At 68.1% G+C, this 24,949-nt stretch carries 23 protein-coding genes and 1 pseudogene; 5 read left to right on the top strand and 19 right to left on the bottom strand.

Translation table 11 applies throughout. The features are described 5' to 3' along the window. The 4 genes and pseudogenes from bchD to NMQ16_RS17625 form a co-directional block, all read right to left on the bottom strand. Positions 1–1,083, bottom strand: a pseudogene (gene bchD / locus NMQ16_RS17640) (magnesium chelatase ATPase subunit D); the annotation flags it as partial. Next, positions 1,073–2,092 (bottom strand): magnesium chelatase ATPase subunit I, encoded by a 1,020-nt coding sequence (bchI, locus tag NMQ16_RS17635; RefSeq protein ID WP_257082270.1) that lies wholly within the window; start codon positions 2,090–2,092, stop codon positions 1,073–1,075. The gene bchI and the pseudogene bchD, both read right to left, overlap by 11 nt. Positions 2,093–2,199: 107 nt before the next feature. Then, a complete protein-coding gene (locus tag NMQ16_RS17630) occupies positions 2,200–3,468 on the bottom strand; it encodes an ATP-grasp domain-containing protein (protein WP_257082269.1) in 1,269 nt (422 codons plus the stop codon). Beyond that, positions 3,465–4,877, bottom strand: a complete 1,413-nt coding sequence (locus tag NMQ16_RS17625) for a cytochrome P450 (protein ID WP_257082268.1) — start codon at positions 4,875–4,877, stop codon at positions 3,465–3,467. Before NMQ16_RS17625 ends, NMQ16_RS17630 begins: the two co-directional genes overlap by 4 nt. A gap of 280 nt (positions 4,878–5,157) precedes the next feature. Between NMQ16_RS17625 and NMQ16_RS17620 the strand changes: the two genes are divergently transcribed. The 4 genes from NMQ16_RS17620 (at position 5,158) to NMQ16_RS17605 (ending at position 9,178) form a co-directional block, all read left to right on the top strand. After that, complete coding sequence (locus tag NMQ16_RS17620; protein WP_257082267.1) at positions 5,158–5,907, top strand: hypothetical protein; 750 nt, start codon at positions 5,158–5,160, stop codon at positions 5,905–5,907. Between the two features lie 9 nt (positions 5,908–5,916). Next, positions 5,917–7,422, top strand: a complete 1,506-nt coding sequence (gene crtD, locus NMQ16_RS17615) for a 1-hydroxycarotenoid 3,4-desaturase CrtD (protein WP_257082266.1) — start codon at positions 5,917–5,919, stop codon at positions 7,420–7,422. Positions 7,423–7,581: 159 nt separating this feature from the next. Then, a complete protein-coding gene (crtI, locus tag NMQ16_RS17610) occupies positions 7,582–8,931 on the top strand; it encodes a phytoene desaturase family protein (protein ID WP_257082265.1) in 1,350 nt (449 codons plus the stop codon). Between the two features lie 13 nt (positions 8,932–8,944). Beyond that, positions 8,945–9,178 carry an FAD-dependent oxidoreductase gene (locus tag NMQ16_RS17605; protein WP_306441898.1) on the top strand — a complete coding sequence of 78 codons (234 nt, stop codon included), beginning with the start codon at positions 8,945–8,947 and terminating at the stop codon, positions 9,176–9,178. Between the two features lie 215 nt (positions 9,179–9,393). Here NMQ16_RS17605 and NMQ16_RS17600 read toward each other — a convergent pair whose 3' ends face one another. The 15 genes from NMQ16_RS17600 to NMQ16_RS17530 all read right to left on the bottom strand — a co-directional run bounded on the left by NMQ16_RS17600 (position 9,394) and on the right by NMQ16_RS17530 (position 21,534). Beyond that, the gene (locus NMQ16_RS17600) at positions 9,394–10,305 is read right to left on the bottom strand and encodes an alpha/beta fold hydrolase (RefSeq protein WP_257082264.1); all 912 of its coding nucleotides are present in this window, start codon (positions 10,303–10,305) and stop codon (positions 9,394–9,396) included. A 465-nt stretch (positions 10,306–10,770) separates the two neighbouring features. Next, complete coding sequence (locus NMQ16_RS17595) at positions 10,771–11,028, bottom strand: hypothetical protein (protein ID WP_257082263.1); 258 nt, start codon at positions 11,026–11,028, stop codon at positions 10,771–10,773. A 57-nt stretch (positions 11,029–11,085) separates the two neighbouring features. Further along, complete coding sequence (locus NMQ16_RS17590) at positions 11,086–11,343, bottom strand: hypothetical protein (RefSeq protein ID WP_257082262.1); 258 nt, start codon at positions 11,341–11,343, stop codon at positions 11,086–11,088. 85 nt (positions 11,344–11,428) lie between these two features. Then, positions 11,429–12,388 (bottom strand): F0F1 ATP synthase subunit gamma, encoded by a 960-nt coding sequence (locus NMQ16_RS17585; RefSeq protein ID WP_257082261.1) that lies wholly within the window; start codon positions 12,386–12,388, stop codon positions 11,429–11,431. A 10-nt stretch (positions 12,389–12,398) separates the two neighbouring features. After that, the gene (locus NMQ16_RS17580; protein WP_257082260.1) at positions 12,399–12,764 is read right to left on the bottom strand and encodes an HPF/RaiA family ribosome-associated protein; all 366 of its coding nucleotides are present in this window, start codon (positions 12,762–12,764) and stop codon (positions 12,399–12,401) included. 48 nt (positions 12,765–12,812) lie between these two features. After that, positions 12,813–13,982, bottom strand: coding sequence for a hypothetical protein (locus NMQ16_RS17575; RefSeq protein ID WP_257082259.1), 1,170 nt, complete (start codon positions 13,980–13,982; stop codon positions 12,813–12,815). Continuing rightward, positions 13,979–15,565 (bottom strand): alternate F1F0 ATPase, F1 subunit alpha, encoded by a 1,587-nt coding sequence (locus NMQ16_RS17570; protein WP_306441905.1) that lies wholly within the window; start codon positions 15,563–15,565, stop codon positions 13,979–13,981. The genes NMQ16_RS17575 and NMQ16_RS17570 overlap by 4 nt, the downstream gene beginning before the upstream one ends. Before the next feature lie 5 nt (positions 15,566–15,570). After that, the gene (locus NMQ16_RS17565; RefSeq protein WP_257082257.1) at positions 15,571–16,344 is read right to left on the bottom strand and encodes a F0F1 ATP synthase subunit B; all 774 of its coding nucleotides are present in this window, start codon (positions 16,342–16,344) and stop codon (positions 15,571–15,573) included. A gap of 3 nt (positions 16,345–16,347) precedes the next feature. Continuing rightward, complete coding sequence (locus NMQ16_RS17560) at positions 16,348–16,638, bottom strand: F0F1 ATP synthase subunit C (protein WP_257082256.1); 291 nt, start codon at positions 16,636–16,638, stop codon at positions 16,348–16,350. A gap of 42 nt (positions 16,639–16,680) precedes the next feature. Next, positions 16,681–17,385, bottom strand: a complete 705-nt coding sequence (locus NMQ16_RS17555; RefSeq protein ID WP_257082255.1) for a F0F1 ATP synthase subunit A — start codon at positions 17,383–17,385, stop codon at positions 16,681–16,683. Beyond that, positions 17,376–17,672 (bottom strand): ATP synthase subunit I, encoded by a 297-nt coding sequence (locus NMQ16_RS17550; protein WP_257082254.1) that lies wholly within the window; start codon positions 17,670–17,672, stop codon positions 17,376–17,378. The genes NMQ16_RS17555 and NMQ16_RS17550 overlap by 10 nt, the downstream gene beginning before the upstream one ends. Beyond that, the gene (locus NMQ16_RS17545; protein ID WP_257082253.1) at positions 17,665–18,006 is read right to left on the bottom strand and encodes an AtpZ/AtpI family protein; all 342 of its coding nucleotides are present in this window, start codon (positions 18,004–18,006) and stop codon (positions 17,665–17,667) included. Before NMQ16_RS17545 ends, NMQ16_RS17550 begins: the two co-directional genes overlap by 8 nt. Continuing rightward, the gene (locus NMQ16_RS17540) at positions 18,003–18,407 is read right to left on the bottom strand and encodes a F0F1 ATP synthase subunit epsilon (RefSeq protein ID WP_257082252.1); all 405 of its coding nucleotides are present in this window, start codon (positions 18,405–18,407) and stop codon (positions 18,003–18,005) included. The genes NMQ16_RS17545 and NMQ16_RS17540 overlap by 4 nt, the downstream gene beginning before the upstream one ends. Continuing rightward, the gene (gene atpD / locus NMQ16_RS17535) at positions 18,388–19,863 is read right to left on the bottom strand and encodes a F0F1 ATP synthase subunit beta (RefSeq protein ID WP_257082251.1); all 1,476 of its coding nucleotides are present in this window, start codon (positions 19,861–19,863) and stop codon (positions 18,388–18,390) included. The genes NMQ16_RS17540 and atpD overlap by 20 nt, the downstream gene beginning before the upstream one ends. A 309-nt stretch (positions 19,864–20,172) precedes the next feature. Then, positions 20,173–21,534: a DUF2254 domain-containing protein gene (locus NMQ16_RS17530; protein WP_257082250.1), complete on the bottom strand. Its 1,362-nt coding sequence runs from the start codon at positions 21,532–21,534 to the stop codon at positions 20,173–20,175. A gap of 419 nt (positions 21,535–21,953) precedes the next feature. On the opposite strand from NMQ16_RS17530, the gene NMQ16_RS17520 reads away from it, so the two are divergent. Continuing rightward, the gene (locus tag NMQ16_RS17520) at positions 21,954–24,866 is read left to right on the top strand and encodes a cation-translocating P-type ATPase (RefSeq protein ID WP_373566810.1); all 2,913 of its coding nucleotides are present in this window, start codon (positions 21,954–21,956) and stop codon (positions 24,864–24,866) included. Positions 24,867–24,949 lie beyond the last annotated feature (83 nt).

Genomic DNA, 24,949 nt, shown 5'->3' with positions numbered 1-24,949 from the left:
CAGGCCACCGGCGCGCAGCGCGCCGGCCCGTCCGGCGCTGCGCGCACGCGGCAGACGCCCGGCCGCCGCCTGCAGACGCGCCAGCAAGCCGGGGGGAATTGCCGCCTGTGCGGCTTGCAGCACCACATCGTCCAGCGGCCGGTCGTCCGGCGGCTGCGCGTCGCTGTCCGACGCGTCATGCCCGGCTTCGGGTTCGGGCGGCGGCGTGTCTTCGGGGGGCGTATCCTCCGGCTCCGGCGGCGGGGCATCGGCCTGCTCGGGCGGCGTTTCGGTGGTCGGAAACTGCGTGGCACGCGGTGCCAGAACGAGCTGGGCGGCCAGCGTCACGTCGTCTTCGGCCACCGCATCGCGGCCGTCGAGCGCCGCGGCGGCGCGCGCCACCCGGACCGACTGCAGCAGTGCGCGCATCGACGAAACGCCGAGCGCAAGGGCCGTCGCCGCCAGCGCCTCGGTAGCACCGGGCGGCACGTCGACCACTGGCAGACGGGCGCGCGCCCGTTCGATGTCGGCGGCGCTCACCGGCAGCGGGGTGCAGGTCTGCGCGCGCAAACCGTCCAGATCGAGGTGGAAGGCCAGGCGGTCGCACAGCGCCGTCGACAGCGGCTCGTCCTCCAGCCCTTCGTCAAGCGCAATCACGGCAAATGCCGCCGCGCTGGTGAGCGCAATGCCGTCACGCGCCAGCGCCACTTCGCCGGCGTCCATCACCGCGGTGACGCGGGCGGCGGTGCCGGGCGGCAGGCGTTCCGCCATCGCCAGCAGCACGAAACCGCCATGCGCCTCGACCAGCAGGCCGCGCTCGGCCACCGGGCGGCCGGCGCGCAACGTGGCGGTGAGGTCCAGCCCGCCGAGCAGGCGGCCGTCGGTGACATTGAACGGCACGCGGCGCATCGGCGTGCCGGGCGGCAGCATGTCGCGCAACTGCACGAGCCAGGCGTCGCGCACCGGTCCGGCCTGGGCGTGCAGGCGCACGCCGCCGGTGCCGACAGGATCGACCGCGCACAGCGCGCAGGCCAGCGCGGCGCGCAGCCAGGCGTCATCGACGACCGTTGCCCGCTCGGCGCCGGATGCGGCGCTATTGTCCAAACAGATCTTCCACCGCGCGATCGACACGCGCGCCGGAACCGGCATCGTCCAGCGGATCGCGGCGCAGGCGGTGGCGCAGCGCAGGTGGCGCGATGCGGCGCAGATGGGCGTCGCTCACCGCGTCGTCGCCCTCGAAAGCGGCCAGCGCGCGGGCGGCACGGATCAGCGTCAGTTCGCCGCGCAGGCCGTCGGTGCCCAGCGCCATGCACAGGCGGGCGGCCTGCTCGACCACACCGTCGGGCACCTTCACGCCGGGCAGGTGTTCGCGCGCCGCGACGATCTTCTTGCGCAGCTTGTCGTCGTGCTTCTTCCAGTGCGCGACGAAGGCATCGCGGTCACGCTCGTACGCATCGCGCCGGCGCACCACCTCGACCCGGGTCGGCAGGTCGGTCGGCGTCGTCACCTCGACCGACAGGCCGAAGCGGTCGAGCAGCTGCGGACGCAATTCGCCCTCTTCCGGATTGCCGCTGCCGACGATGACGAAGCGCGCCGGATGGCGCACGCTCAGGCCTTCGCGCTCGACCAGATTTTCGCCCGACGCGGCAACGTCGATCAGCAGGTCAACCAGATGGTCTTCCAGCAGATTCACTTCGTCGATGTACAGAAAGCCGCGGTTGGCACGCGCCAGCAGGCCGGGCTCGAAGGCCTTTTCACCGCGAGTCAGCGCGCGTTCGAGATCGAGCGCACCGACCACCCGGTCTTCGGTCGCGCCGAGCGGCATGTCGACCACCGGCACCGGAACGAGGTGGGTCTTCAGCGTGGCCTTGCCGGCCGTGCACTGCGCACAGCACGACGCACCGTCGGCCGGATCGCACTGATAGGGGCAGCCGACGACCGCGCGCATCTTCGGCAGCAGTGCGGCCAGCGCACGCACCGCGGTCGACTTGCCGGTCCCGCGGTCGCCGAATACCAGCACGCCGCCGATGGACGCATCGACGGTGGCAACCAGGATGGCCAGTTTCATTTCGTCCTGGCCGACGATGGCCGAGAACGGGAAGGGTTGTGACATCGACAAACCTCGGTTCAGGGCCGCGCGCTGCGCGCACCCGGATTGAATGACGCGCCTGCGTCGCGGCGTGTCACTTTAGAGTGACACCTGAGGGCTGTCCAGCGCACTCAGGACACTGCGGAAGGCGAAGTGGGGCCGGACGAGGGTCCCGGGGCGGTCCCTGCTGGCGTGTCCGGCAGGGTTCCGGATGTCGCCGTCGTCTCGTCCGGCGCATACAGCCCGACGTCGAGCGTGGCGACTTCGCCGAAGGTCGCACCGCTGCGGATCGACAGCCAGATGATCTGCGACGCGGTCAGCGGCATCGTGATGAAGGGCAGCGGATCGCGCCAGCGCCAGGTCACGTCGCGCGCGCGCAGGAAGCGCGACAGGTTGCGCCTGAAGTCCGGTCCGAAGGCCTTCGGGCTGAACATCGACTTCTGCACTTCGGTCAGACAGGGGTAGAACTGCTGCATCAGCACCTGCCGGCGGAACCGTACCGGCTGCGTCCCTGCCAACACCCCGTCCGGCGCCACCACGGCGCGCGCCAGGTCGTCCGGATCGACGAAATGCAGGCCGCTGGTGGCGCGCGGATTGCACTCGATGCCGTGTGCCTGGCCGTCGGCATCCACCACCAGGTCGAAGGAAATGAAGCCGGTGAAGCCCGCTGCGGCGATGAACCGGCTGACCCAGTCGATGACCGGCCGGTGCTGCGGGTCGGCTTCGGTGACGCGCTCGAAGCACACGGACACGGTGCCCGACATGACCGCGCCGCGATATACCACGGTCACCAGCGGCTGGCCGGCGGCAGCGATCGAAAAGGTGCTCAGCACATTGCCCTTGACCCAGCGCTGCACGATGGCCGGCTGACCGGGCGTGGCCTCGGGCAGCGCATCGCCCTGCCGGCGGAACAGCACGCCGCGACCGGAGCACGAATAGACCGGCTTCACGATGTGATCGCCCGCCTGCGCCAGATCGACCGCGCCCGGCGTGCCCAGCGCGCAGGTGGCCGGCGCAGCCACACCGTAATCGCGGCAGCGGCCGATGAACTGCAGCTTGTCGTGCAGCGGCATCAGCACCTCGGGCGGCATGGCATACAGCTGCACACCGACCGGCAGCCGACCGGCCAGATGGCTGGCGTGCATGATTTCTTCCGACACCGGCACGACCAGGTCGACGCCTTCCTTGAGCACGATGCCGCGCAACTCGTCCAGATAGCGCTCGCGGCTGAGCGCCGGCGCGGTGACCGTGTAGCGCCGAGCGACCGCATTCGACATCGCGCTCAGATGCCATCTGAACGGTTCGGCCACGATGACGCGCCAGCCCAGCCGGTGAAAGCTGCGTGCCAGATCCAGCCCCTTGGGCAGGCGGCCGAGCGTGATCAGCACGACCGGTTTCATGTGCCGGCCCGCTCGCGCAGACGCACGCGGCACATGATCTGGTGCTTCGGCCGAGTGGTCAGGCGCGCCACCGGGCGCACCGCATCGGCGTCGAGCGCGCTGAAATCGAAATGGCGTACCAGGCGCGCCAGGATCAGCGTCGCTTCGGTGGTCGCGAAGGCGGCGCCGACGCACACGCGCGGTCCGAGCCCGAATGGCAGATAGGCGCCGGGCACCAGTTCGTGCTCGCGTTCTGTGCTGAAGCGGTCGGGATCGAAGTGGTGGGCGTTGCGCCAGTAATTCTCGTTGCGGTGGATGGTCCACGGCGAAATCATGATCATCGCGCCCCGCTTCACCCGGTATTTGCCTATCTGCGTCGCCTCGGCCGCCACGCGCGGAATGAAGGTGATCGGCGGGTACAGCCGCATGGTTTCGCGGAACACGTTGCGCGTGAAGGTGAGCCGGCGGATGTGCTCGAAGCCGATGTCGCCCTCGCCCACCACCGCATCCACCTCGGCGCGCATGCGCGCCACCGTGTCGTGCTGCGAACTCAGGATGAAGAACACCCAGGTCAGCACGCTGGCCGTGGTTTCGTGGCCGGCGAGGAACATGACCCCCAGCTGGTCGATCAGCTCCTTGCGGTCGAAATGGTCGCCGGTTTCAGGATCTTCCGCATTCACCATTTCGGCGGCGATGTCGTTCCAGCGCGTGATCGGCCCGGTCAGGTGGGTATCGACCAGCTCACCCAGCCGCTCGCGGATGATGTGGCAGGCGGCTTCGACGTCCGGGCGCTGATCGACGCGTTTCCACGCCGGATCGAAAATGAGCCGCTTCCACTCGACCTGGGCCACGCTGCGCTCGAACAGCGTGAACGCGTCGAACACCTCGCGCGACGCCTTCGTATCGAACGAAGTCGAAAACACCGTGCGGCAGATGATGTCGGCCGTCAGGTGGCTCATCGCCAGATCGAGCGAAAAGGCTTCGCCGGTCAGTGCATGCTCGCGCAGCTTGGCCTCGTACGCATCGACGCCGGCCGCCATCGACGGAAAGGCCTGGCCGAGCCGCATGTGCGAAAAGGCCGGATCGATCATGCGGCGCTGCTTGCGCCAGGTGTCGCCGGACGACACGAAGATCGAGTTGCCGACCAGCGGTTCGAGCGCGCCCACCATCAGGTCATTCTTCGGATAGATGTCGGTCGGATCGGTCAGGATGCTGCGATAGAGCTGCGGATCATTGACGATCAGTATCTGCCGCCGCGAATAGCCCAGATGGCCGACCGGCACGCGGTAGGCGTCGGCCGGCAGCAGACTCAGGAGGTCGCCATCACCCTGCGCGATCAGCCGGAACAGCGAAATGATGGGCGACAGCGCCTGCGGGCGCGGCGGAATGTAGGTCGGGCTCGCATCGATGCCCGCAGGAAATGCTGTCACTTCGGCCGCTGTCCGTGTGCGTTGTGCTGTGTCTGTTGCGGGGTGCGTCGCTGTGTCGGTCGGTCTGTCCGGCCGTGCAGACGGCGGACGGACGGGCGGCGCGTACCGCGTTGCGGCCCGAGTATAGGTGCCGGGCCCGGATCCGGCTTGCCGCACTGCACGATACCGAATCTGTCCGCGCGAGGTTACAGTGCGAAGTGTCAATGATTCAAGCAACCGCTTGGGTCGACGTGTGGGCCCCTCGCCCCTCACCTTTGGCAGACCTGTCGAGCGCGCAACAATGTCCGTGTCCGAGCTGTTCCACCTCTTCGTCGCCAGTCACATCGTGACCGGCGCGACCGGCCTGCTCGCGTTCTGGGTGCCGGTGTTCGCGAAGAAGGGTGGCGCCGCGCACCGCACCGTGGGCAAGGTGTTCACGGTGACCATGCTGCTGACCGGCACGGCGGCGATCGGCATCAGTCTGTGCACGCTGGCCGACCCGGTATCGACCCACCCGCATCTGACCGAACACGCCGATTTCCGCGACCCGGCGCTGGTGCGGGCGATCTTCGGCTGGATGATGCTGGCACTGGCCACACTGACGCTGAATCTGACCTGGTACGGCTGGCAGTGCATCCGCAACCGGCGCGACCACGCGGCCAACCGGGAATCGGTGAATCTCGGCCTGCAGGCCGCGACCTTCATCACCGCCACGAACTGCGCCGTGCAGGGTCTGCTGATCGGTCAACCGCTGATGCTGGGTGTGTCATTGATCGGCTGGGCGACGGTAGGCACCAATCTGTGGTTCCTGTACAAGCGCCAGCCAGCGGCCAACGACTGGCTGCGCGAACACATCAAGGCTCTGGTCGGCGCCGGCATTTCGGTCTACACGGCCTTCTTCGCCTTCGGCGCGGTACGGACCTTCCCGACGCTGGCGCTGCACCCGGTGCTGTGGGCGATTCCGCTGACGGTAGGGCTGGCCATCATCCTGTATCAGTGGCGCAAGCTGGCGCGTCCGCGCGCCGCGCTGCCGGCCGGGCACCGCGCGTGAAGGGCGGGCGTGGCGTCTGAACGGGTGGTTGTCATCGGCGCCGGCATGGGCGGACTGTCGGCCGCGGTCGATCTGGCGCGTCGCGGGCTCGACGTGCAGCTGCTCGAACGCGCCCCCGCACCCGGCGGCAAGATGCGCGAGGTGAAGGTGGGCAGCGCTGCCATCGACGGCGGCCCGACCGTATTCACGATGCGCTGGGCCTTCGAGTCATTGTTCGCCGACGCAGGCGCCTCGCTGACCGACGCACTCACCTTGCACACGACCTCGGTGCTGGCGCGCCACGCCTGGCGGGAAGGCGGCCGGCTCGACCTGTTTGCCGACATCGAACGCAGCGTCGAGGCGATCGGCGACTTCGCCGGCGCACACGATGCCGCCGGCTACCGCGCCTTCTGTGCGCGCAGCCGCGAGATCTACCAGACGCTGCGCGGCCCGTTCATCGATGGTCAGCGGCCGTCGGCGATCGAGCTCACGCAACGCGTCGGTCTCGCCCACCTCGGCGCGCTGTGGCGCACCCAGCCGATGAGCACGCTGTGGGGCGCGCTCGGCCGGTACTTTCGCGACCCTCGCCTGCGTCAGCTGTTCGGCCGTTACGCCACCTATGTCGGTTCGTCACCGCTGCGCGCACCGGCCACCTTGATGCTCATCGCGCATGTCGAACAGGACGGCGTGTGGATCGTCGAGGGCGGCATGCGCCGCGTGGCCGACGCGCTGCAGGCGCTGGCCGAGCGGCACGGCGCGCGCTTCCGCTTCGACTGCCAGGTGGAGGAAATCGTCGTGCACGGCGGTCGGGTCGCCGGGGTGCGGCTGGCCGGCGGCGAAGTCATCGACTGCGAACGCGTGGTGTTCAACGGCGACGTGTCGGCGCTGGCGACCGGCCTGCTCGGGTCGGCCGTGCAGCCGGCCGCCCCCGTCATCAAGCCGGCGGAGCGCTCGCTGTCGGCGATCACCTGGTGCATTCATGGCCGCACGCGGGGCTTTCCGCTGCATCATCACAATGTGTTCTTCGCCGAAAACTATCCGGACGAATTCGCCGCGGTGTTCCAGCGGCGCAGCATTGTCGATGCGCCGACCGTCTATGTGTGCGCGCAGGATCGCGCCGATACCCCTGAGGGTGCGGCGGCGGCGCTCGATCGCGAACGCCTGCTGGTGCTGATCAATGCACCCGCCGACGGCGACACGCGGCCTTTCGGCGACGCCGAGATCTCCCGGATGGCCGGCAACGCCTTCGACTTGATGCGCCGCTGCGGGCTCGACATCGACCGCGCGTCGATGGACGCGGTCACCACGACACCGCACGGATTCAACCAGCTGTTTCCGGCCACCGGCGGCGCACTGTACGGCCGCGCCAACCATGGTTCGATGGGCAGCTTCGCGCGGCCCGGCTCGGCCAGCGCCATTGCGGGCCTGTATCTGGCCGGCGGCTCGGTGCACCCCGGCCCGGGCATTCCGATGGCCCTGCTGTCCGGGCGTCGCGCCGCGGAGCGGCTGGTCGCCGACCTCGGCCGTGCGCGCTGAATGCCGCGTCTGTACGCTGCCGGCTGCCCGGGCGGAGCTTTTGTTGCCCCGGACGGTCAATCGCGTGCCGACCCCATGCAATGATTTCATCCGCTGCAACCCTGAACCGACTTCGTTCCAGTGACCTTGCCAGACTGACCTGCCCGAATGACCGCTTCCATGACCTCCCCCCCTGACTTCGACCGACCGCACGCCCTCGTCATCGGCGCCGGTTTCGGCGGCCTCGCCGCGGCGATTCGTCTCGGCGCCCGCGGCTACCGCGTCACCGTGCTCGAAAAACTCGATGCGCCCGGCGGTCGCGCCTATGTATACCGGCAGGACGGCTTCACCTTCGACGGCGGGCCGACCATCGTCACCGCGCCCTTCCTGCTGGAAGAGCTGTGGGCGCTGTGCGGCAAGACATTTTCCGACGACGTCGACCTGCGGCCGGTCGCGCCCTTCTACCGCATCCGCTTCGATGACGGTGAGCACCTCGACTATTCCGGCGACCCGGAAGCGATGCGGCGCGAGATCGCCCGCTTTGCACCTGATGATGTCGACGGCTACGAACGTTTCATGAAGCAGGCCGAAGCCATCTTCGATGTCGGCTTCACCGAGTTGGTCGACATTTCGTTCGCCGACTGGACGACGATGCTGAAGATCGCGCCCGAACTGGTCCGGCTGAAGAGCTACCGTACGGTCTACGGGATGGTCGCCAGCTATGTGAAGGACGAACGCATCCGCACGGTGCTGAGCTTTCACCCGCTGCTGATCGGCGGCAATCCGTTCACGACCACCTCCATCCTGTGCCTCATTTCGCATCTGGAGCGACGCTGGGGCGTGCATTTCGCGATGGGCGGCACCGGCCGGATCGTCAAGGGCATGGTCGGGCTGATCGAAGGCCAGGGCGGCACGGTGCGCATGAATGCCGAAGTCGCGTCGATCGACGTGACAAATCGCCGCGCGCGCAGCGTGACGCTCGCATCGGGCGAGGTCATCGCGGCCGACGTCGTGGTGTCGAATGCCGATGCGGCCTGGACCTACCGCAAACTGGTGGCGCCGGAACACCGCCGGCGCTGGACCAACCGGCGCCTCGAGAAGTCGAAGTATTCGATGAGCCTGTTCGTGTGGTACTTCGGCACGCGCCGCCAGTACCCGGACGTGCAGCACCACACCATCCTGCTCGGCCCGCGCTACGAAGGCCTGCTGACCGACATCTTCCGCAACAAGGTGGTGGCCGACGACTTCAGCCTCTATCTGCACCGGCCGACGAAAACCGACACTTNGCTACGAAGGCCTGCTGACCGACATCTTCCGCAACAAGGTGGTGGCCGACGACTTCAGCCTCTATCTGCACCGGCCGACGAAAACCGACACTTCACTGGCGCCGGACGGCTGCGACGCCTTCTACGTGCTGTCGCCGGTGCCGCATCTGGGCAGCGGCACCGACTGGCACGAAAAGGCCGAGCCCTATCGCAAGGCGATCGAGAAATACCTGAGCGACTCCATCCTGCCCGGGCTGGCGGATGAAATCGTCACGTCGATGATGCTCACGCCACAGGATTTCCAGGACAAGCTGAATTCCATCAATGGCGCGGCCTTCAGCCTGGAACCCGTGCTGACGCAGAGCGCCTGGTTCCGGCCGCACAACCAGAGCGAAGAAGTGGACAACCTGTATCTGGTCGGCGCCGGCACCCACCCCGGTGCCGGTGTGCCCGGCGTGATCGCATCGGCCAAGGTGCTCGACCGCGTGGTTCCGGACCCGCACCGCGGTTGAGGCAGGGACGCGACTGTGGGGCCGGCCTGTGGGAGCTGTCCTTGTGGGAGCGGCGGCCTCGCCGCGATAGGCACTCTGCACAACGATGGTCGCGGCACTGATCGCGGCGAGGCCGCCGCTCCCACACCGGACACCGCGCCCACCTCCACACAGGCCGCCGCTCCCACAAAACCGCCGCCGCTCCCGCAGAAAACCGGGCGAATTGCACCGCGCGCTCAGCGCTTCAGGAAGGCGCGCACCGGTTCGAGCGCGCGCGCCGGCGCTTCTTCGTGCGGCAGGTGGCCGACGTCCGGCAAGGTCACCACGGTGGCATTGGCGATGGCCGCCTTGTAGTCAGCTGCGTTGGCGACAGGAATCATCGCGTCCTGCTCGCCCCACACGAGCAGCGTCGGCGCGGTGATGCGCTTGAGCAACGGCACCGGATCGACCAGTTTCATCTGCGCCATGCGCTGCATCATCGCGTCGCGGCTGCCGGGCGCGAGCATCAGGTCATGGTAGCGATCGGTCATCGCGTCGGTCAGCACCGTCTTGTCGGCATACGCCGGCTCCAGACTCATCTTCAGCATGAAGCGCGGCAGGCAGTGGCGCATCAGTGACATCAGCGCCGGCACCTCCGGCGCCTTGTCATATTCGAAACCGGGGCTGGCGAATCCGTCGGGCGACAGCAGCACCAGATTGTCGACGCGCGCCGGCTGCGTCGCGGCGAAGGTCCAGGCGATGCGCCCGCCCATCGAATGGCCGATCAGCGTCGCGTGCACGACGCCGAGGCGGTCCATCAGCGCCGCCACGATCTGCATGCTGCGCGCGTCGGTGTAGTCGCCAGTCGCATCGGGCGGACTCAGCCCGCTGCCCGGCAGGTCGAAACGGATCACACGGTAGTCGCCCTCCAGCGAGTGCGCCCACGGCTCCCAGGTGTGCAGGCTGGCGCCGAAGCCGTGCAGCATGATCAGCGCCGGCGCGTCCTTCGGGCCGCTGTCGCGCACATGCAGCCGGGTGCCGGCCACTTCCAGCATGTCGCCGGGTGCCGCCAGATAGCGCGCTTCGAGTTCGGCCAGCGGGCGGTCGGGCGTCCACAACCAGAACACCAGAACAGCCAGCAGCACCAGCGCTGCCAATAGAAATTTCACGTTTGACTCCCGCAGACAAGGCATGACGACCGGGCCGGACTGTAGCGCAGTTCGCGCGGGCGACCAGGAATGCGGGGTAAGAACGCGCAGCCCCGGGAGGACGGGCCTGACATCCCGTATGCAAGTCAGCTTGATTCGCGTGCCACAAGGCGCCTGCCGGATGGCTGCAGCACCCCTCATCCCGCGGACACGCGGGCTGGGCATGTTCCGTGATGACGGGCGCCCACGCCGACCTGCTTCGTCAGTCGTGGCGACGGCGACTCCTGCAGCACTGAATCCGCCGGTGCACGATGGAGCGGCCGCCGAAGACCCCCATGCCGTTCGGCATGCCGGCGCGCGAGCGTGCGCTTTTCGAGCCGTGCGATGCCGAAGTCCGTGAAACGGCGCTTGCCAGGGCCGGCGCGCGTCCCTCGCGAGAATGACTCGTCACCCAGACAACAGGCCGAACGGTGGCGATTGGCGCGCTCAGCGTGATGACGGGCCGGACGATGTCATCTCGATGCCGTCCAGCGCCTGCCGGATGGCCGCCAGGATGAGGCGGTCCGTCAGCGCCAGATCGACCTCGGGTACATCCCACGCGAAAATCGTTCTGTACTTTTCGACAAGCCCTCTCACGTCCGCAGCCAGTTGGTCGCGATTCGCGTCGAGTTCGAGCTGCTCAACCTGCGCCATGCCCGCTTCCTTCAACAGATCGGATTTCCGGCGCCAGTGACCCGCCGTCATGCCCTCGACTGCCTTCCGCCGCTGGGAGCCACAAGGTCGGCAGTGCGCCTTTCGCCTTCATCCGGCTTCGTCGCCCGAAACCTCCAGATGGCACAACCCCTTGACCCTGGCCTGCAGCGTGCTCGCCATGGCCCGGGCTTCTTCAGCGGTGGTACCTGCCTTCAGCCGCATGAATATCTTGCGGCGGGAACTCGACCCATCGGTAACACACAGCGGTTCGCAGACGATGGTGATCGGAGCTTCGTCCGGCTCATGATCGGACGGCGCCAGTTCCCTGACGATGTAATCGTAAACGTCGGATGTCGCTGTCGGCATGCATGCACCCCGGGGGCCGGAAAATCATGAATTTAGCGCCTTCCGGGTTTGCCCTCTGTGCGACGCCGAACGGACTGCGCCATCCTCAGCGCGCGGGCTCGGGCGTCATCGCGTCGAACCCGGCGACGACGTCAAACAGCTCTTCGTCAATGCCGCTCTGACGAAGCCGATGGAATCTCGCGCCGAGATCCGTCAGCAACTCGCCGATGTTGCGATCGGCGCGCTGCATCGCGGCAAGGCGGCTCGCGTTCTCGCTGGCGAGCGACTCGGCACTGGCGCGAAAAACCGAGACGAAAAGATGCTCGCGGATGAATGCGCGCAGCGCCTGCGGGCCCGTGCCCAGGACTTCCGGCAAGGCGGAGCAGGCGCTGCCTGCGGGCCACGGCCGACTGGCCAGTTCGCGTTGCCAGCGTTCGTCCAGCGGCAACAGGCGCTGGCTCACGGGGCTGTAGCCGGCGCCGGTGGGCCGGTTGTATACGAGCAACAGTGCTCGTCCCGCCGATTCGAAGGCCGATTCGAAGGCCGATTGACCTGCCGACTCGGCTGCCGATTCACTGATCGACCCGCTCTCGACCTCAAGCAGGATCTGCCCGACGAGGCGCGTGATCAGCGCCACCGATCCGGGGACCGGGAACGAACCCGCAAGCGGCAAGCCCGCATCGTGCAGGCGAGCCTGCACACGCTCGCCGACCGCCCAGACCCTCGCCCCGGCGGGCAAGTCGCCCAGCTGCCCCATCGCATGCTCGACCACCACCTCGTTGAACCGGCCCACCAGCCCCTGATCGGAGCCGAACACGACGACATGCAGGACGGTGCCTCCGGCATGTGCCGGAGAGGCGTATGCGCGGGACGCGCCTGGGTCGACCGCGCGCAGGCACACGCCAAGCCCGCGTTCGACCGTGCTTGCGTAGTCTGCAATGGCGGCCACCGACCTTTCGTACTGCCCGATGGCGGATGCCGCGGACGCCTTCATGGTGCGCACCACGGACTTGAGATCCCCGGCACTGCCGATCTGACGGCGCAATGCGGTCGTGGTGGTTGCCATCAAGGGGCCCTCAGCGTGCTGCGGGTTCCGTCCCCGCTGTGGCCGGGCCGGATGCGTTGTCGCGCTGGTCGTGCAGCCGTCCGAGCGTGCTGTCCAGCAAACGTACCAACTTCTGCACAGCGCCGTGCAACGCACGCTCCGGCGTCGCAGCGTAGTCCGTCACCACCACTGGCTGCCGCCCTTCGAGGCGGGCCTCCAGCATGCAGCGCTGATCTTGCTGCCCGCTCTTGTCGCCGTTCTCGTCGCTGAGGTGAACCTCCACCCGCGTGACGTGCTCACTGAAGCGTTCCAGCGCCTGCCCGACCGTGGCGCTGACCTGTGCCGCGAGGGCTTCGTTGCCTTCGATGTGGACGTCGGTATTGAGTTGTATTTTCATTGGGTTCTCCAGTGGAATTCGGGATGCATTCGGCATCATTGATGTTCATCAGTGACGAAAGCTCGCCGCCACGCCCGTGCGGCAAGGCATGAGCTCGGCGGGCAGGACATGGACCTCACCGCCCATGCGCTCGACCATCGCACCCAGGTCGTCGAGCATGTCGTCCACCTGCGGGCTGTCGAGATCGGCAGCATCGATGCGCCCGGTCGCACCGTCGATGCGTCCTGGCAATTCGCGCTCGGCCTCGATCAGCAGCGTCGCCACGCGGCCGGCCACCGCGGCATGAGCGACCTCGGACAGATCGTCGCTGCCAAGCCCCCTCGCCGCGGCAGCCTCGTAGGCGTCGCTCCACGCGATCTGCAGCGCCTGCTGCTGCGGCGCTGCCACCTCCCAGGCGCGCTGCCGCAAGGCGTCAGGCGTCAGGCCCCGGGGGTCGACCATGAGGCCGTCGGCCATCAGCAACGGGTTGTGGCTGACCTTGCGAAACAGGTGGTGGTGTTCGGCCAGGGCCGCCAGCATCAAAGGCAGACCCGACGGGCGAGAGTGGTGTTCCTGCACGGCGCGGTCCACCGCACGGAAGTAGCGCTCGGCGTCGCCTTCGATTTCGTCCTTCCTGCCACCCTGACCATGATGCATCGCCATGTGTCCGCCGCCGACGCCACCGTATGATGACACCGTGCTGTGCGGATCGGTGCGCTCCTCACCCAGTGCCGCGGTCATCGTCTGCGGTACGTCGGCCCCCAGTGCCACGGCATCGAGCGCATGGCGATCGCCTTCGAAAAGTTGTGCCTTGTCGAGGCTCAGCGCCAGCACCTGGTAGCGGCCGGTCGACTGCAGCCAGCGGCGGAGCGGCCTGGTATGGAAGCTGTCGGCAACCACAGCCAGTTCGGCCAGCGGGCGCTGAAGGATGAACACGCGGAACAGGCCCGGCGCGCCCAGCACGGCCAGGCCGTCGAGCGTGTGGTTCCAGAAATCCTCGTCCTGCGCGAGCGCCTCGAAGGACTCGAGCAGGTGCTTGACGCCATCTATTTCATGCTTCTGTCTTAGCGACGTCTCCAGCGCCTTAAGCAGATGGCGGAACCGGACCAGGTCCTGCTGATTGTCCGGATGGCGCCGATGGGTCGGCTGATAGAGCGACAGGCAAGGTCGCCCCTGAAACGACGCCAGATCGGCGAAGCTGGCCTGGGTGAGTGTGTCGGGTGCATGCGTGGTTTTCATGTCGACTCCTTCGGTTGTGCCCCTGGCCCGGCAGCGGGTGCAACCGTGTTCGGTTCCCCCTGGACCAGAAACGTTGCAAGTGCCTCACGGGCGGCAGCGGTGACACGCTCTCGATCGGCGTCGGCCAGGCTGTCGGCATCGGCCAGTCGCCCGAGCAGATCGTCGGGCAGTGCATTGGCTGCGGTTTCAACGGCGCGCTGGGCACCGGTCATGCGGTCCAGCGCTACGGGGTGGAACAGCGCCGCGTTCAGCGCCAGCAGAATGGCGATCTGCGCCGGCACTGACACCGGCGACAGCTCCGGCTGGCCCAGGCATGCGCGCAGGCGCTTGCCGTGCGCGATGGACAGCCGCGTGTCTTCGTCCAGCCGGGCGCCGAAGCGGGCGAAGGTTTCGAGTTCTTCGAACTGCGCATAGGCCAGCTTGAGATCACCGGCGACCGCACGATAGGCCGCACGCTGCGCCTTGCCGCCCACGCGCGACACCGACTGGCCGACATCGACGGCCGGCAGCACGCCCAGTTCGAAAAGGGAGGGAGACAGCACGATCTGGCCGTCGGTGATCGAGATCAGGTTGGTCGGGATGTAGGCCGAAATGTTCTGCGCTTCGGTCTCGATGATGGGCAAGGCGGTGAGCGAGCCGCCGCCGCGCGCGGCGTTCAGATGGGTGGCACGCTCCAGCATGCGCGCATGGATGTAGAAGATGTCGCCCGGAAAGGCCTCCCGCCCCGGCGGGCGGCGCAGCAGCAGCGACAGTTCGCGGTAGGCGCGCGCGTGATGGGTGAGGTCGTCGTAGACGATGAGCACGTCGCGACCTGTCTCCATGAAGTGCTCGGCAATGCTAGTGGCGGCGTAAGGCGCGATGTAGGCGAGGCCGGGCGCTTCATTGCCTTCGGCTACCACCACCACGGTGTGGGCCAGCGCTCCATGCTCGCGCAACCTGGCCACCACCTTGGCGACCGCCGACGCGCGCTGGCCGATGGCGCAATAGACACAGAGCACGCCGGTGCCGCGCTGGTTGAATATGGTGTCGATGGCGATCGCGGTCTTGCCGGTCTGGCGATCGCCCAGAATCAGTTCGCGCTGCCCGCGCCCGATGGGAATCAGCGCGTCGATGACCTTGAGGCCGGTCTGCAGCGGTTCGATCACGGGGGCGCGGTCCATGATGGCCGCCGCCGGCCGCTCGATGGGCAGGCGTTTCCCGCTCGCCACACGGCCAGCGCCGTCCAGCGGCCGGCCCAGCGGGTCGATCACGCGGCCCAGCAGCGCGTCACCCACCGCCACGTCCATCACGCGGCCGCTGCGCTGCACCTCCTGGCCGGCACGCAGGTGAGCGTGATCACCCAGCAGCACGACGTCGACGCCGTCCTCGTCGAGGTTGAAGGCGAATCCCGACAGCCCACCTTCGAACCACAAAAGCTCCTCGAAGCCGACGCCGGGCAGGCCCTGCACCCGTGCAATGCCCGTGGAGACGCTGGCGACCGTGCCCACCTCGCGCAGCACAAGTTGCGGCGTGAAGGCCTGCAGCCGCTCGGCCATGCCGGCGAATGCATCCCGCACCACGCTGTGCAGCGAAGCGGGCGCCAGGGCCGTCACGCCGGCACCTTCACTGCCAGCCGCGCTTCCAGGTCCGATGACAGGGCACCGAGGTAGTCCGGGATGCTCCAGGCCAGCTTCTGCCCCTGCGCGCTGAGTTCGATGCCGCCGACCAGCCCGGGCGTGGTGTCGAACTTCAGCGGGACTGGCTGCCCGACAAGCGCATCCAGGGCGGCCCGGATTGCCGCCTGCTGCGGTGCCGCCAGCGCGAAGGCGCTGCGCAGCCCGGCCGGCTCGGCAGCGCACACCGCCCTCAGTGCTGCACCGAGTGTAGCCAGCGCAGCGCCTTCGATGTCCTGCAGGCGCTGGATGAAAACCTCGCACATGCGCTGTTCGAGACCGACGCCTGCGAGATCGCCGAGCACCCGGCGCGAAATGTCGAAGACCTGCTGCTGGGTGTGGCGGGCGATCTCGGCGTGCAGATGCTGAACATCGGCCAGCAGTGTATTCGCGCGTCGGGCGCTCGCTCTGTCGGCCGCCTCGCGGGCTTCGAGCCGCAGGCGCTCACCTTCGGCCTTCGCGGAGTCCCGGGCCTCGCGCAGCAGGGCTGTGCGTTGTTCGTCGAATGCCAGATTCTTCTGCCGGAACGCATCCTGCTGCCGGTGCGCCTCGGCCTTGGTGGTCGCGGCGTCCGCCAGTGCTGCGGCAATCTTCAGCTCCCGGGTCGCAATGGCGTCCAGCACCGGCCAATACAGGAACCGTTTCATCAACCACACCAGAATGATGAAGTTCAGCACTTGCGCGCCGACGGTGAACCAGTCGATGAGCACCGACTACTGCCCCCCCGCCGGGCTGGCGACGGCGATCGCGGCAGTCCAGAACGGGTTGGCGAAGATCAGGATCATCGACACGACGAAGCAGTAGATGGCCGTCGATTCGATCATCGCCAGGCCGACGAACAGCGTGCGCGTAATGGTGGCCGAGGCATCGGGCTGCTGGGCCAGTGAGGTGAGCGCAACGGCCACGGCCCGGCCTTCGGCCAGCGCCGGCCCCATGGTGCCGAAGCCGGTGGTCAGGCCAGCCATGACGATGGAGGCGACGGCGATCCAGGTGAGAGAATCCATGTGTGTGTCCTTGAAGTGATGGATCGGAGAGCGCGGCGCGACTCAGGCCGCCGCTTTCGGGCGCGGCCCCGACCTGCTGCTGCCCGGGTTGCTGGCCGCGGCGGCGATGTACACCGCCGCCAGGATGGTGAAGATGTAGGCCTGCACCATGCCGGTGAGCAGGCCCAGCATCGTCATCGCGATGGGGAAGACGAAAGGCGCGATCGACAGCAGGATGGCGATGATCATGGCGCCGCTCATCATGTTGCCGAACAGACGCACGGCCAGCGCCAGCGTGCGCGAGACCTCGCTGATCAGGTTGAATGGCAGCATGATCGGCGTCGGTTCGACATACGACTTCAGGTACGCAGTCAGGCCCTTGCCCGAGATGCCGAACAGCGGCACCGCCACCAGCACGCACAGCGCCAGCGCTGCGGTTGTCGACAGCGACGCGGTGGGCGGCTCGAAGCCGGGCAACACGGTGGCCAGTGCCGACGCGGCGACAAACAGGAACAGCGTGCCGAGAAACCCGAGGTAGCGGCGTGGCTCCTTCAAGCCGACATCCCCGATCTGCGCCACGATGCCGGTGACGACGATCTCCAGCAGGTTCTGCCAGCGCGAGCGTTCGTGGCCGGTGGCGAGCCGGCGTGTGACGAGCGCGGCCCCGATGGTCAGCACCGCCATCAGCGCCCAGGTGAATGCGATGGTGGCGTTGAGCTTGACGAAGCCGTGCTGCCAGAAGATCCACTCATCCGGTGTCAGGCGCATGGGGGCCCCATCACGGCGGCAGCCGGTCGCGTGGCGCGCAGGATGAGGGCCCGCGCAAGCAGGAATCCCAGCAGGCAGACTCCCAGCCGACCAGCTTGCCCGGCTCCCACAGCATGGAAGCCCGCCAGCACGACTGCGGTGCGCACGACGAGGCTGGCGAAGAGCCAGCGCGCCGGCGCGGCCGAGACCATACCCCGCTGCACCGTCCACCACAGCCCGCCGAAGAAGACGGCCCCCAGCACAGCACCCGCCAGCATGGCTCCAGCCCAGATTCCGGCATCAGCCATCGGAACGCTCCTGCTCGTCCCGCATTGCCTGATCTTCCCGGGCCACCCAATGCCAGGCATTCAGGCAGCCGATGGCCAATCCCGCCATCAGCAGAGCCAGCGTCCACGCACGTCCGCCGGGATAGCGCTGATCCAGCCACAGACCGAGGGCCGCGCCGAGCAGCGTCGGCAACGCCACCGACCAGCCGATCAAACCCATCATGCCCAGGCCGGACCACACCCCCGGCGGACCGGCGCGGCGGGCCCTGAGCTTGCGCCTTGCCTTGGCGCCAACCTGGTCGGCCAGCGTCGGCGGGACCGGACCCGGCGCCCTGCGTTTCGGGTCCTGATTCATGAGACATGGTCCTGCAGCGTCGCGAACCGCCGCAGAAAACCGGACTCCAGTCTGGCCATCGCCGCGCGCATGTCCTCCTGCTGCGCGTCGAGCGTCAGGAACTCCTGCTCAACGACATCACGCAAGCGGGCGAGGTCCTTGCCGCGTACCGCACGCCGCACTGAAATCACGACCCGGTCGCCGCACTTGACGAGCACGCCCTCGTCCACCGCCAGAAACACTTCGCCCCGGCCTTCGGCCTCGTAGGTCACGATGCCCGGCACCAGGGCCGCCACGCAGTCAAGTCGCCTCGGCAGCAGGCCGAACGCCCCCTGCGCCGTCTCGATGACGATGCGCGCCACGGCCGTCTCGTCGACGAAGAGCTCGAACGGCAGCAGCACTCTAAGCGTCATCGACAGCATGCGCCTCCTCGTCGGCGATCTGCCCCTCAGGCTCGGTTCCACGTTCGGGCCTGGCTTTCGCCTTCGCCGTGGCTTCGTCCACCCCTCCGATCATGTACAGCGCGCGCTCGGGCAAGTCCTTGAACTCGTCAGCCAGGATCCGTTCGCAGCCGTCCAGGGCGTCGGTCAGGCTGACGAGCTTGCCGGCGAGGCCGGTGAATTGCCCGGTCGTGAAGAAGGGCTGCGTGAGAAAGCGCTCGAGCCGGCGCGCGCGTGCCACCACCTTGCGGTCCTCGGGCGACAGCTGCTCCAGCCCGAGCATCGCGATGATGTCCTTCAATTCGGCGTACTGGGCCAGCGTGCGGCGGATGGCCTGCGCCAGCGCGTAGTGGCGCTCGCCGACGATGCCCGGGGTAACCATCTTCGAGCTGGACTGCAGCGGGTCGATGGCCGGAAACAGGCCTTCGCTGGCGCGCTTGCGCGACAGCACGATGGACGCCGACAGGTGCGAGAAGGTGTGCACCGCCGCGGGGTCGGTGAAGTCATCGGCCGGCACATACACCGCCTGAATCGCCGTGATGGCGCCACTGTCGGTATTGGCGATGCGCTCCTGCAGCGCCGCCAGTTCGGTACCCATGGTCGGCTGGTAACCCAGGCGCGACGGCATCTGCCCCATCAGGCCCGACACTTCGGCGCCGGCCTGGATGAAGCGGAAGATGTTGTCGACCAGCAGCAGCACGTCGCGCTGTTCGTCATCGCGGAAATACTCGGCCATGGTCAGCGCCGCATGACCGACGCGAAAGCGCGCACCCGGCGGCTCGTTCATCTGCGCAAAGATCATCACCATGTGCGGCAGTACGCCGGCAGCCTTCATTTCGCGGTAGAGCTCTTCGCCTTCGCGCGAACGTTCGCCGATGCCGCAGAAGATGCTCACGCCCTGCTGATGGCCGATCATGTTGTGGATCATTTCGGTCAGCAGCACCGTCTTGCCGACACCGGCGCCGCCGAACAGTCCCGCCTTGCCGCCGCGCTCCAGCGGCGTGAGCACGTCGATGGCCTTGATGCCGGTCTCGAACACCTCGGACTTCGTCGAACGCTGCATCAGCGGAGGCGGTGCGCGGTGCACCGAACGCCATTCGACATTCGCCTCGCCATCCAGCGGCGGGCCACGGTCGATGGTGTTGCCGAAGACGTCGAGCATGCGCGACAGGATGGCCTTCCCCACCGGCGCCTGCAGCGGCCCGCCGGAGTCCCGCACAGACATGCCGCGCGCCAGCCCCTGGGTGGGCGTCAGCGCGATGCCACGCACGTGTTGCGCGTCGCGCTGGGCGAGCACCTCGATGGCCACGCGACCGCCGTCACCGGCGCGCAGCAGTGAATGAATCGCGGGCAACGGGCCGTCGAATCGCATATCCACGACGCTGCCGCGGACTGCCGCAATGACGCCGGCCCGCGTGGCGGTGCCTTCTCGATGCATGCGACGGGCCCCGGTTCGACCGGTGGCACACCGGCGATGTCAGCCGCAGCATGCGGCGATCGGCCAGTCTGGCCAGATCGCGCGACCTCGTCCGTACGTCATCGCACGTTGTGCCAGATACCCGGCGTGGCGATCAGCGCGCAGATTTCTGCATACCGATCGAGCGGATCCACCACCCTGTGCGCAGCGCGACCGGGACGCGCGTTCCTCGACCGCGAACTGCCTGTGCGACGCAAGGCGATCCGGCAGATCCTGAACACCCCCGGCAAGCGTGAGGCGCGATGCCGGTGCCCGGACGCAACTGCGCGCTCAGCTGCCGGCCTCGTCGCCGGCCGCGCCGTGAAGTTCGCGCAGCGGCGTTGTCGCGGCAAGGTAGCGTGCCTCGACGTCGAGCCGATCGCCCGCTTCCGGCACGGCCTCGCGCGCGCCCCGGACGATCATGTCAGCGTGGCGGCGCAGACAGGCCGCATCCTGCGCGCTGCGCACGTGGCCGGCGATCTGAGCGATCGCATCGAGCATGCGGATCGCCACGGCCGGGTTCGACCGCGCGTTCTGCCTGATCTGGTTGAAGGCCGTGTCCGTGACGCCTGCAAAGGTGTACCCGTTGGCCACCAGCCGCAGCTGCCCGAGATCGTCGAACCGGAAGGGCGATGGCATGTCGCTCCGGGCCAGACGGCACAGGGCCGATCCCAGTCTGTCCACGCAGGCGATCGCCGTAAACGGGTCGTTGATGCCCGGGGACAACGCGCGCACGGCGATCTCGACCAACTGCAGGAAGGAGAACTCGATGTCCGCGGTGGCGGTGCGCTGGTTGCCGAGCACGAAGGCGGCGTTCAGCTGGTCCACCAGTTCCTCGGTCACGCGATCGCCCGGCCAGACCATGACCATCGTCTGTCCGCGGACGAGGTAGTGCCCGGGCCGGCATTCCAGCTGCAGCAGCAGATCCTGCTCACGGGCCAGTTCCATCAGAGCGTCGGCATCGATCAACTGGAGATAACCGTCTTCGAGCGCCCCCGCGGGACGCGCTTCGCGCGCGAAAACGGCCGGCAGCTCGGCTTCATCCGGTGGGTTCGGCGTTTCCGATCGGGACTTTCCGAGGTGTCCGGGAAACATCCTGTCGATCCCGTCGTGCAGCTCGTCGCTGACCCGGGCCACGACCACATCCGCCTGGATCGACACGGATACATGATGGATGAAGTAGATCAGTACCCCGATGCTGAGCACGGCCAGCAGCACGCCGACGCTGACGGACAGCTGAGGCACGAAGGCCACTTCGTCGGCGCGCCGTATGGTGCGCAGCACAAGCAGGCAGTAGACGAAGGTAGCCACGAAAGTGCCCAGCACCAGCTGGTTGGCGGTGTCGCGCATGAAATTGCGCAACAGGCGGGGCCCCAGCTGTGACGACGCCAGCGACATCGCGACCAGCGTCATCGAGAACACGGTTCCTGCGATGGCGATCATCGACCCGGCTACGGTGCTCAACATCAGGCTCGCGCCCTCTGCACCCCCGGAATAGCGCCAGCCCAGACGCTCCAGCCAGTCGTCGGTAACGGCCCGGTCGAGCGCAACGGCTCCGAACGCCAACGCCACGGCAAGACAGGCCATCGCCGCAGGTACGAACCAGAAACTGGATCGCAGGCGTTCCCAGTACTTCAGCAGCAGTGCCTTCAAGATGACTCGCCTCCAGTGCGTGCGCCCGAAAAAGCCCCACGGGCGGGCGCCGGACGGGCCAGCGGCCGAGCGTGAGCCTTCGCGCCGGAGCACGCCTCATTCCCCAGTCACCAAGGCTCCCGAACGACGAATCGAGTATATCCCGCGTCGGCAGGGAGGCCGCCCTGTACGTCATCGCACCGACGCATCGCCTCTCGATGCGCATCTTGAAGTAACGTGCCTCCGGGTGCGACGGCCGGCCGACCGCACATCTGCCGCGCATTTGCGGCCCCTGCTCACTGCAGGCGCCGTGTTTTCGAAACAGATGAAAGCCGGCACACGATGCTTCGACAAACAACGGACCTGCAGGACTTCGCCGTCGGCGACGTGAAAGATCGCTGCTTCGATGACAGGGCCGACGCCATCGACTGCTGCAGCCCGTGCGACCGGTAGAACTTGCCGGCGCGCGACCGGACGACCCTTCGCTGATCGACATCACCGATCTGGCGGCGGCGCTCGGTACCGACCCGTCGAGCGGCCTCGGTGCCGAAGAAGCCGCGCAGCGGCTGCAGGCGGACGGCCTCAACGAACTGCGCGCCCTGCCGCCCGTGCCCCCCTGGCGCCGTGCGCTGGCGCAGTTGCAGGATCCCCTGGTCTATCTGCTCGGCGCGGCAGCGGCCGTGGCCCTGGCCGCCTGGTGGTTCGAAGGCCGGGGTCAGGCAGGTGCGGCGGGCTGGCCGCTGGACGCCATCGTCATCGCATGCGTGGTGGTGCTGAATGCGGTGCTGGGCTGGCTGCAGGAGTCCAAGGCGGCGCAGGCGGTGGCGGCGCTGGCGAAGATGACCACCGCCACGTCGGCCGTGCTGCGCGACGGCGCCGTGGCCCGGGTGCCCAGTGCCGAACTCGTGAAGGGTGACGTGCTGGTGCTCGCCGAGGGCGACGCCGTGGGCGCCGATGCGCGACTTGTGCAGGCCGCCGCGCTGATGCTGCTGGAAGCGCCGCTGACGGGCGAGAGCGAGGCGGTACTGAAAAATGCGGCACCGCTGCCTGCGGTTGCGGCCCTGGGCGACCGGCTGAACATGGTCTTCAAGGGCACCGCGGTCGCGCAGGGCACCGGGCACGCCATCGTCACCGCCACCGGCATGCAGACCGAGATGGGCGGCATCGCCACCTTGCTGGACACCACGCCCGACGCACCTACCCCCCTGCAGGTCGAGATCGCGCACCTGGGCAAGATGCTGGGCATCGCTGCGCTGGCCATCGCCGCCGCAGTGGTAGCCACGATTCTGCTCACTGCCGACATCCATGGCGTGTCCGATGTGGTCGCCGTGCTGCTGCTCGGGGTATCGCTGGCCGTGGCCGCCGTGCCCGAAGGCCTGCCGGCGATCCTGTCGGTGGTGCTGGCGATGGGGGTACGCCGGATGGCGCACCACAACGCCATCGTCAAGAAGCTGGCTTCGGTCGAGACGCTGGGCTCGGCCTCGGTCATCGCTTCGGACAAGACCGGCACGCTGACGCGCGGTGAGATGACGGTGCAGCGGGTGATGACGGCCTCGGGGCGCAGCGATATCACTGGCGTCGGCTACGCCCCCAAGGGGCGCGTCGAGGCGGCCGGTGTTGAGCTGACCGCAGGCCCGCTGCGCCAGGAGCTGCAGGCCGTGCTGCGCGGCGGCAGCCTGGCCGGCAACGCCCATCTGCAGCAGGACGACGCCGGCACCTGGGTCATCCAGGGCGATCCGACCGAAGCCGCGTTCCTGGTGGCCGAACGCAAGCTGGGTGACCCGGCCAAAAGCGAGGCCGCGCCCGGGACGAAGGAACGCTACGAACGCATCGGCGAGATCCCCTTCACCTCGCAGCGCAAGATGATGTCGGTGCTGGTGGCGCACCATGGCGACGGCGATGCGCGCGTGCTCTTCACCAAGGGTGCGCCCGACGTGCTGCTGGCGCACTGCACCCACGCACGCCAGGGTGAGGTCACGGTGGCGCTGGATGCGAGCCTGCACGCGCAGGTGCTGGCCGACGTGGCGGCGATGGCCGGCGACGCACTGCGCACGCTGGCCGTGGCGCGCCGCACACTGGCGCCGGATGCGCAGATTCCCGACGATGCGGACGAGGCCGCGGCGCTCGAGCAGGGTCTGGAGTACCTCGGCACCGTCGGCATCATCGACCCGCCGCGCGAGGAGGCTGCGGTGGCCATCGCCGAAGCCCGCGAGGCCGGCATCCGCGTGATCATGATCACCGGCGACCACCCGCGAACCGCCGCGCGCATCGCAGCCGATCTCGGCATCGTCGATGCCGGGGCGCCGGTCCTCACCGGCATCGAACTCGACCGGCTGAGCGACGACAAGGCCTTTGCCGCCGCCACACTGAATACATCGGTATTCGCCCGCGTGGCACCGCGGCACAAGCTGCGCATCGTGCAGGCGCTGCAGGCCAGCGGCCAGGTGGTGGCGATGACGGGCGATGGCGTCAACGATGCACCGGCGCTGAAGGCCGCCGACATCGGCGTCGCGATGGGCGTGGCGGGCACCGAGGTCAGCAAGGAAGCGGCGCGCATGATCCTGGCCGACGACCACTTCGCAACCATCGTACTGGCGGTGCGCGAAGGGCGGGGCGTGCTCGACAACATCCGCAAGTTCCTGCGCTACCTGCTGTCGTCGAACCTGGCCGAGGTACTGACAGTGTTTGCCGGCGTGGTGGGGGCCGGTGCCATCGGCCTGGAGGCCACAGCCACCGGCTCGGGCGGCGCGGTGGTGCTGCCGCTGCTGGCTACGCAGATCCTGTGGATCAACCTCATCACCGATACCGGGCCTGCGCTGGCCATGGGCGTGGACCCGATTGCCGACGACGTCATGGCACGCCATCCGCGCCCGCGCAGCCAGCGCATTCTGGATTCGGCCATGGCGTGGAGTGTGGTGGAAGGCGGCGTGGTGATGGCGGTGCTGACCCTGCTGACGCTGGATCTGTTTCTGCCCGGCGGGTTGATCGAACCGGTGAACGGCTGGCTCAGCGCCGACCCGCACAGCCTGGAACACGCACGCACCGCCGCCTTCACGGTGCTGGTGCTGACGCAGCTGTTCAACTGCTTCAATGCGCGCTCGGCGACCGCCTCGGCGTTCCGGGCGGCTTTCTCGAATCGTTGGCTGTGGGCTGCGGTGGCCTTGTCGACCGCGCTGCAGGTCGCGGTGGTGCACCTGCCTTTCCTCAACCTAGCCTTCGGCACCGTGCCGCTCTCGGCCGGCCAGTGGGGCGTGTGTGTGGCGATGGCCAGCGGCGTGCTGTGGTTCAGTGAAGGGCGAAAGCTGCTGCGACGCCGCCGGATCCGACAGGCGCCCGCAACACCCGGGCCATGAGCGTACGAGGGTCCTGCCCGAGGTAGTCTGTTGTCATCGACCTCGACCGCCGTTGCCAGGCGGGCCTGTCGACCCCGCCGCGC

Source organism: Methyloversatilis sp. XJ19-49 (genome assembly GCF_024580145.1).
GTDB lineage: Bacteria > Pseudomonadota > Gammaproteobacteria > Burkholderiales > Rhodocyclaceae > Methyloversatilis.
This window is presented reverse-complemented; position numbering and strand designations above follow the sequence as displayed.

What these genes read in the sequence shown, in the direction of transcription:
- bchI (WP_257082270.1), bottom strand. Translation starts at nt 2,092, where the DNA reads ATGTCACAACCCTTCCCGTTCTCGGCCATCGTCGGCCAGGACGAAATG.
- NMQ16_RS17630 (WP_257082269.1), bottom strand. Translation starts at nt 3,468, where the DNA reads ATGAAACCGGTCGTGCTGATCACGCTCGGCCGCCTGCCCAAGGGGCTG.
- NMQ16_RS17620 (WP_257082267.1), top strand. Translation starts at nt 5,158, where the DNA reads ATGTCCGTGTCCGAGCTGTTCCACCTCTTCGTCGCCAGTCACATCGTG.
- NMQ16_RS17605 (WP_306441898.1), top strand. Translation starts at nt 8,945, where the DNA reads ATGATGCTCACGCCACAGGATTTCCAGGACAAGCTGAATTCCATCAAT.
- NMQ16_RS17595 (WP_257082263.1), bottom strand. Translation starts at nt 11,028, where the DNA reads ATGACGGCGGGTCACTGGCGCCGGAAATCCGATCTGTTGAAGGAAGCG.
- NMQ16_RS17590 (WP_257082262.1), bottom strand. Translation starts at nt 11,343, where the DNA reads ATGCCGACAGCGACATCCGACGTTTACGATTACATCGTCAGGGAACTG.
- NMQ16_RS17585 (WP_257082261.1), bottom strand. Translation starts at nt 12,388, where the DNA reads ATGGCAACCACCACGACCGCATTGCGCCGTCAGATCGGCAGTGCCGGG.
- NMQ16_RS17580 (WP_257082260.1), bottom strand. Translation starts at nt 12,764, where the DNA reads ATGAAAATACAACTCAATACCGACGTCCACATCGAAGGCAACGAAGCC.
- NMQ16_RS17575 (WP_257082259.1), bottom strand. Translation starts at nt 13,982, where the DNA reads ATGAAAACCACGCATGCACCCGACACACTCACCCAGGCCAGCTTCGCC.
- NMQ16_RS17560 (WP_257082256.1), bottom strand. Translation starts at nt 16,638, where the DNA reads ATGGATTCTCTCACCTGGATCGCCGTCGCCTCCATCGTCATGGCTGGC.
- NMQ16_RS17555 (WP_257082255.1), bottom strand. Translation starts at nt 17,385, where the DNA reads ATGCGCCTGACACCGGATGAGTGGATCTTCTGGCAGCACGGCTTCGTC.
- NMQ16_RS17550 (WP_257082254.1), bottom strand. Translation starts at nt 17,672, where the DNA reads ATGGCTGATGCCGGAATCTGGGCTGGAGCCATGCTGGCGGGTGCTGTG.
- NMQ16_RS17545 (WP_257082253.1), bottom strand. Translation starts at nt 18,006, where the DNA reads ATGAATCAGGACCCGAAACGCAGGGCGCCGGGTCCGGTCCCGCCGACG.
- NMQ16_RS17540 (WP_257082252.1), bottom strand. Translation starts at nt 18,407, where the DNA reads ATGCTGTCGATGACGCTTAGAGTGCTGCTGCCGTTCGAGCTCTTCGTC.
- atpD (WP_257082251.1), bottom strand. Translation starts at nt 19,863, where the DNA reads ATGCATCGAGAAGGCACCGCCACGCGGGCCGGCGTCATTGCGGCAGTC.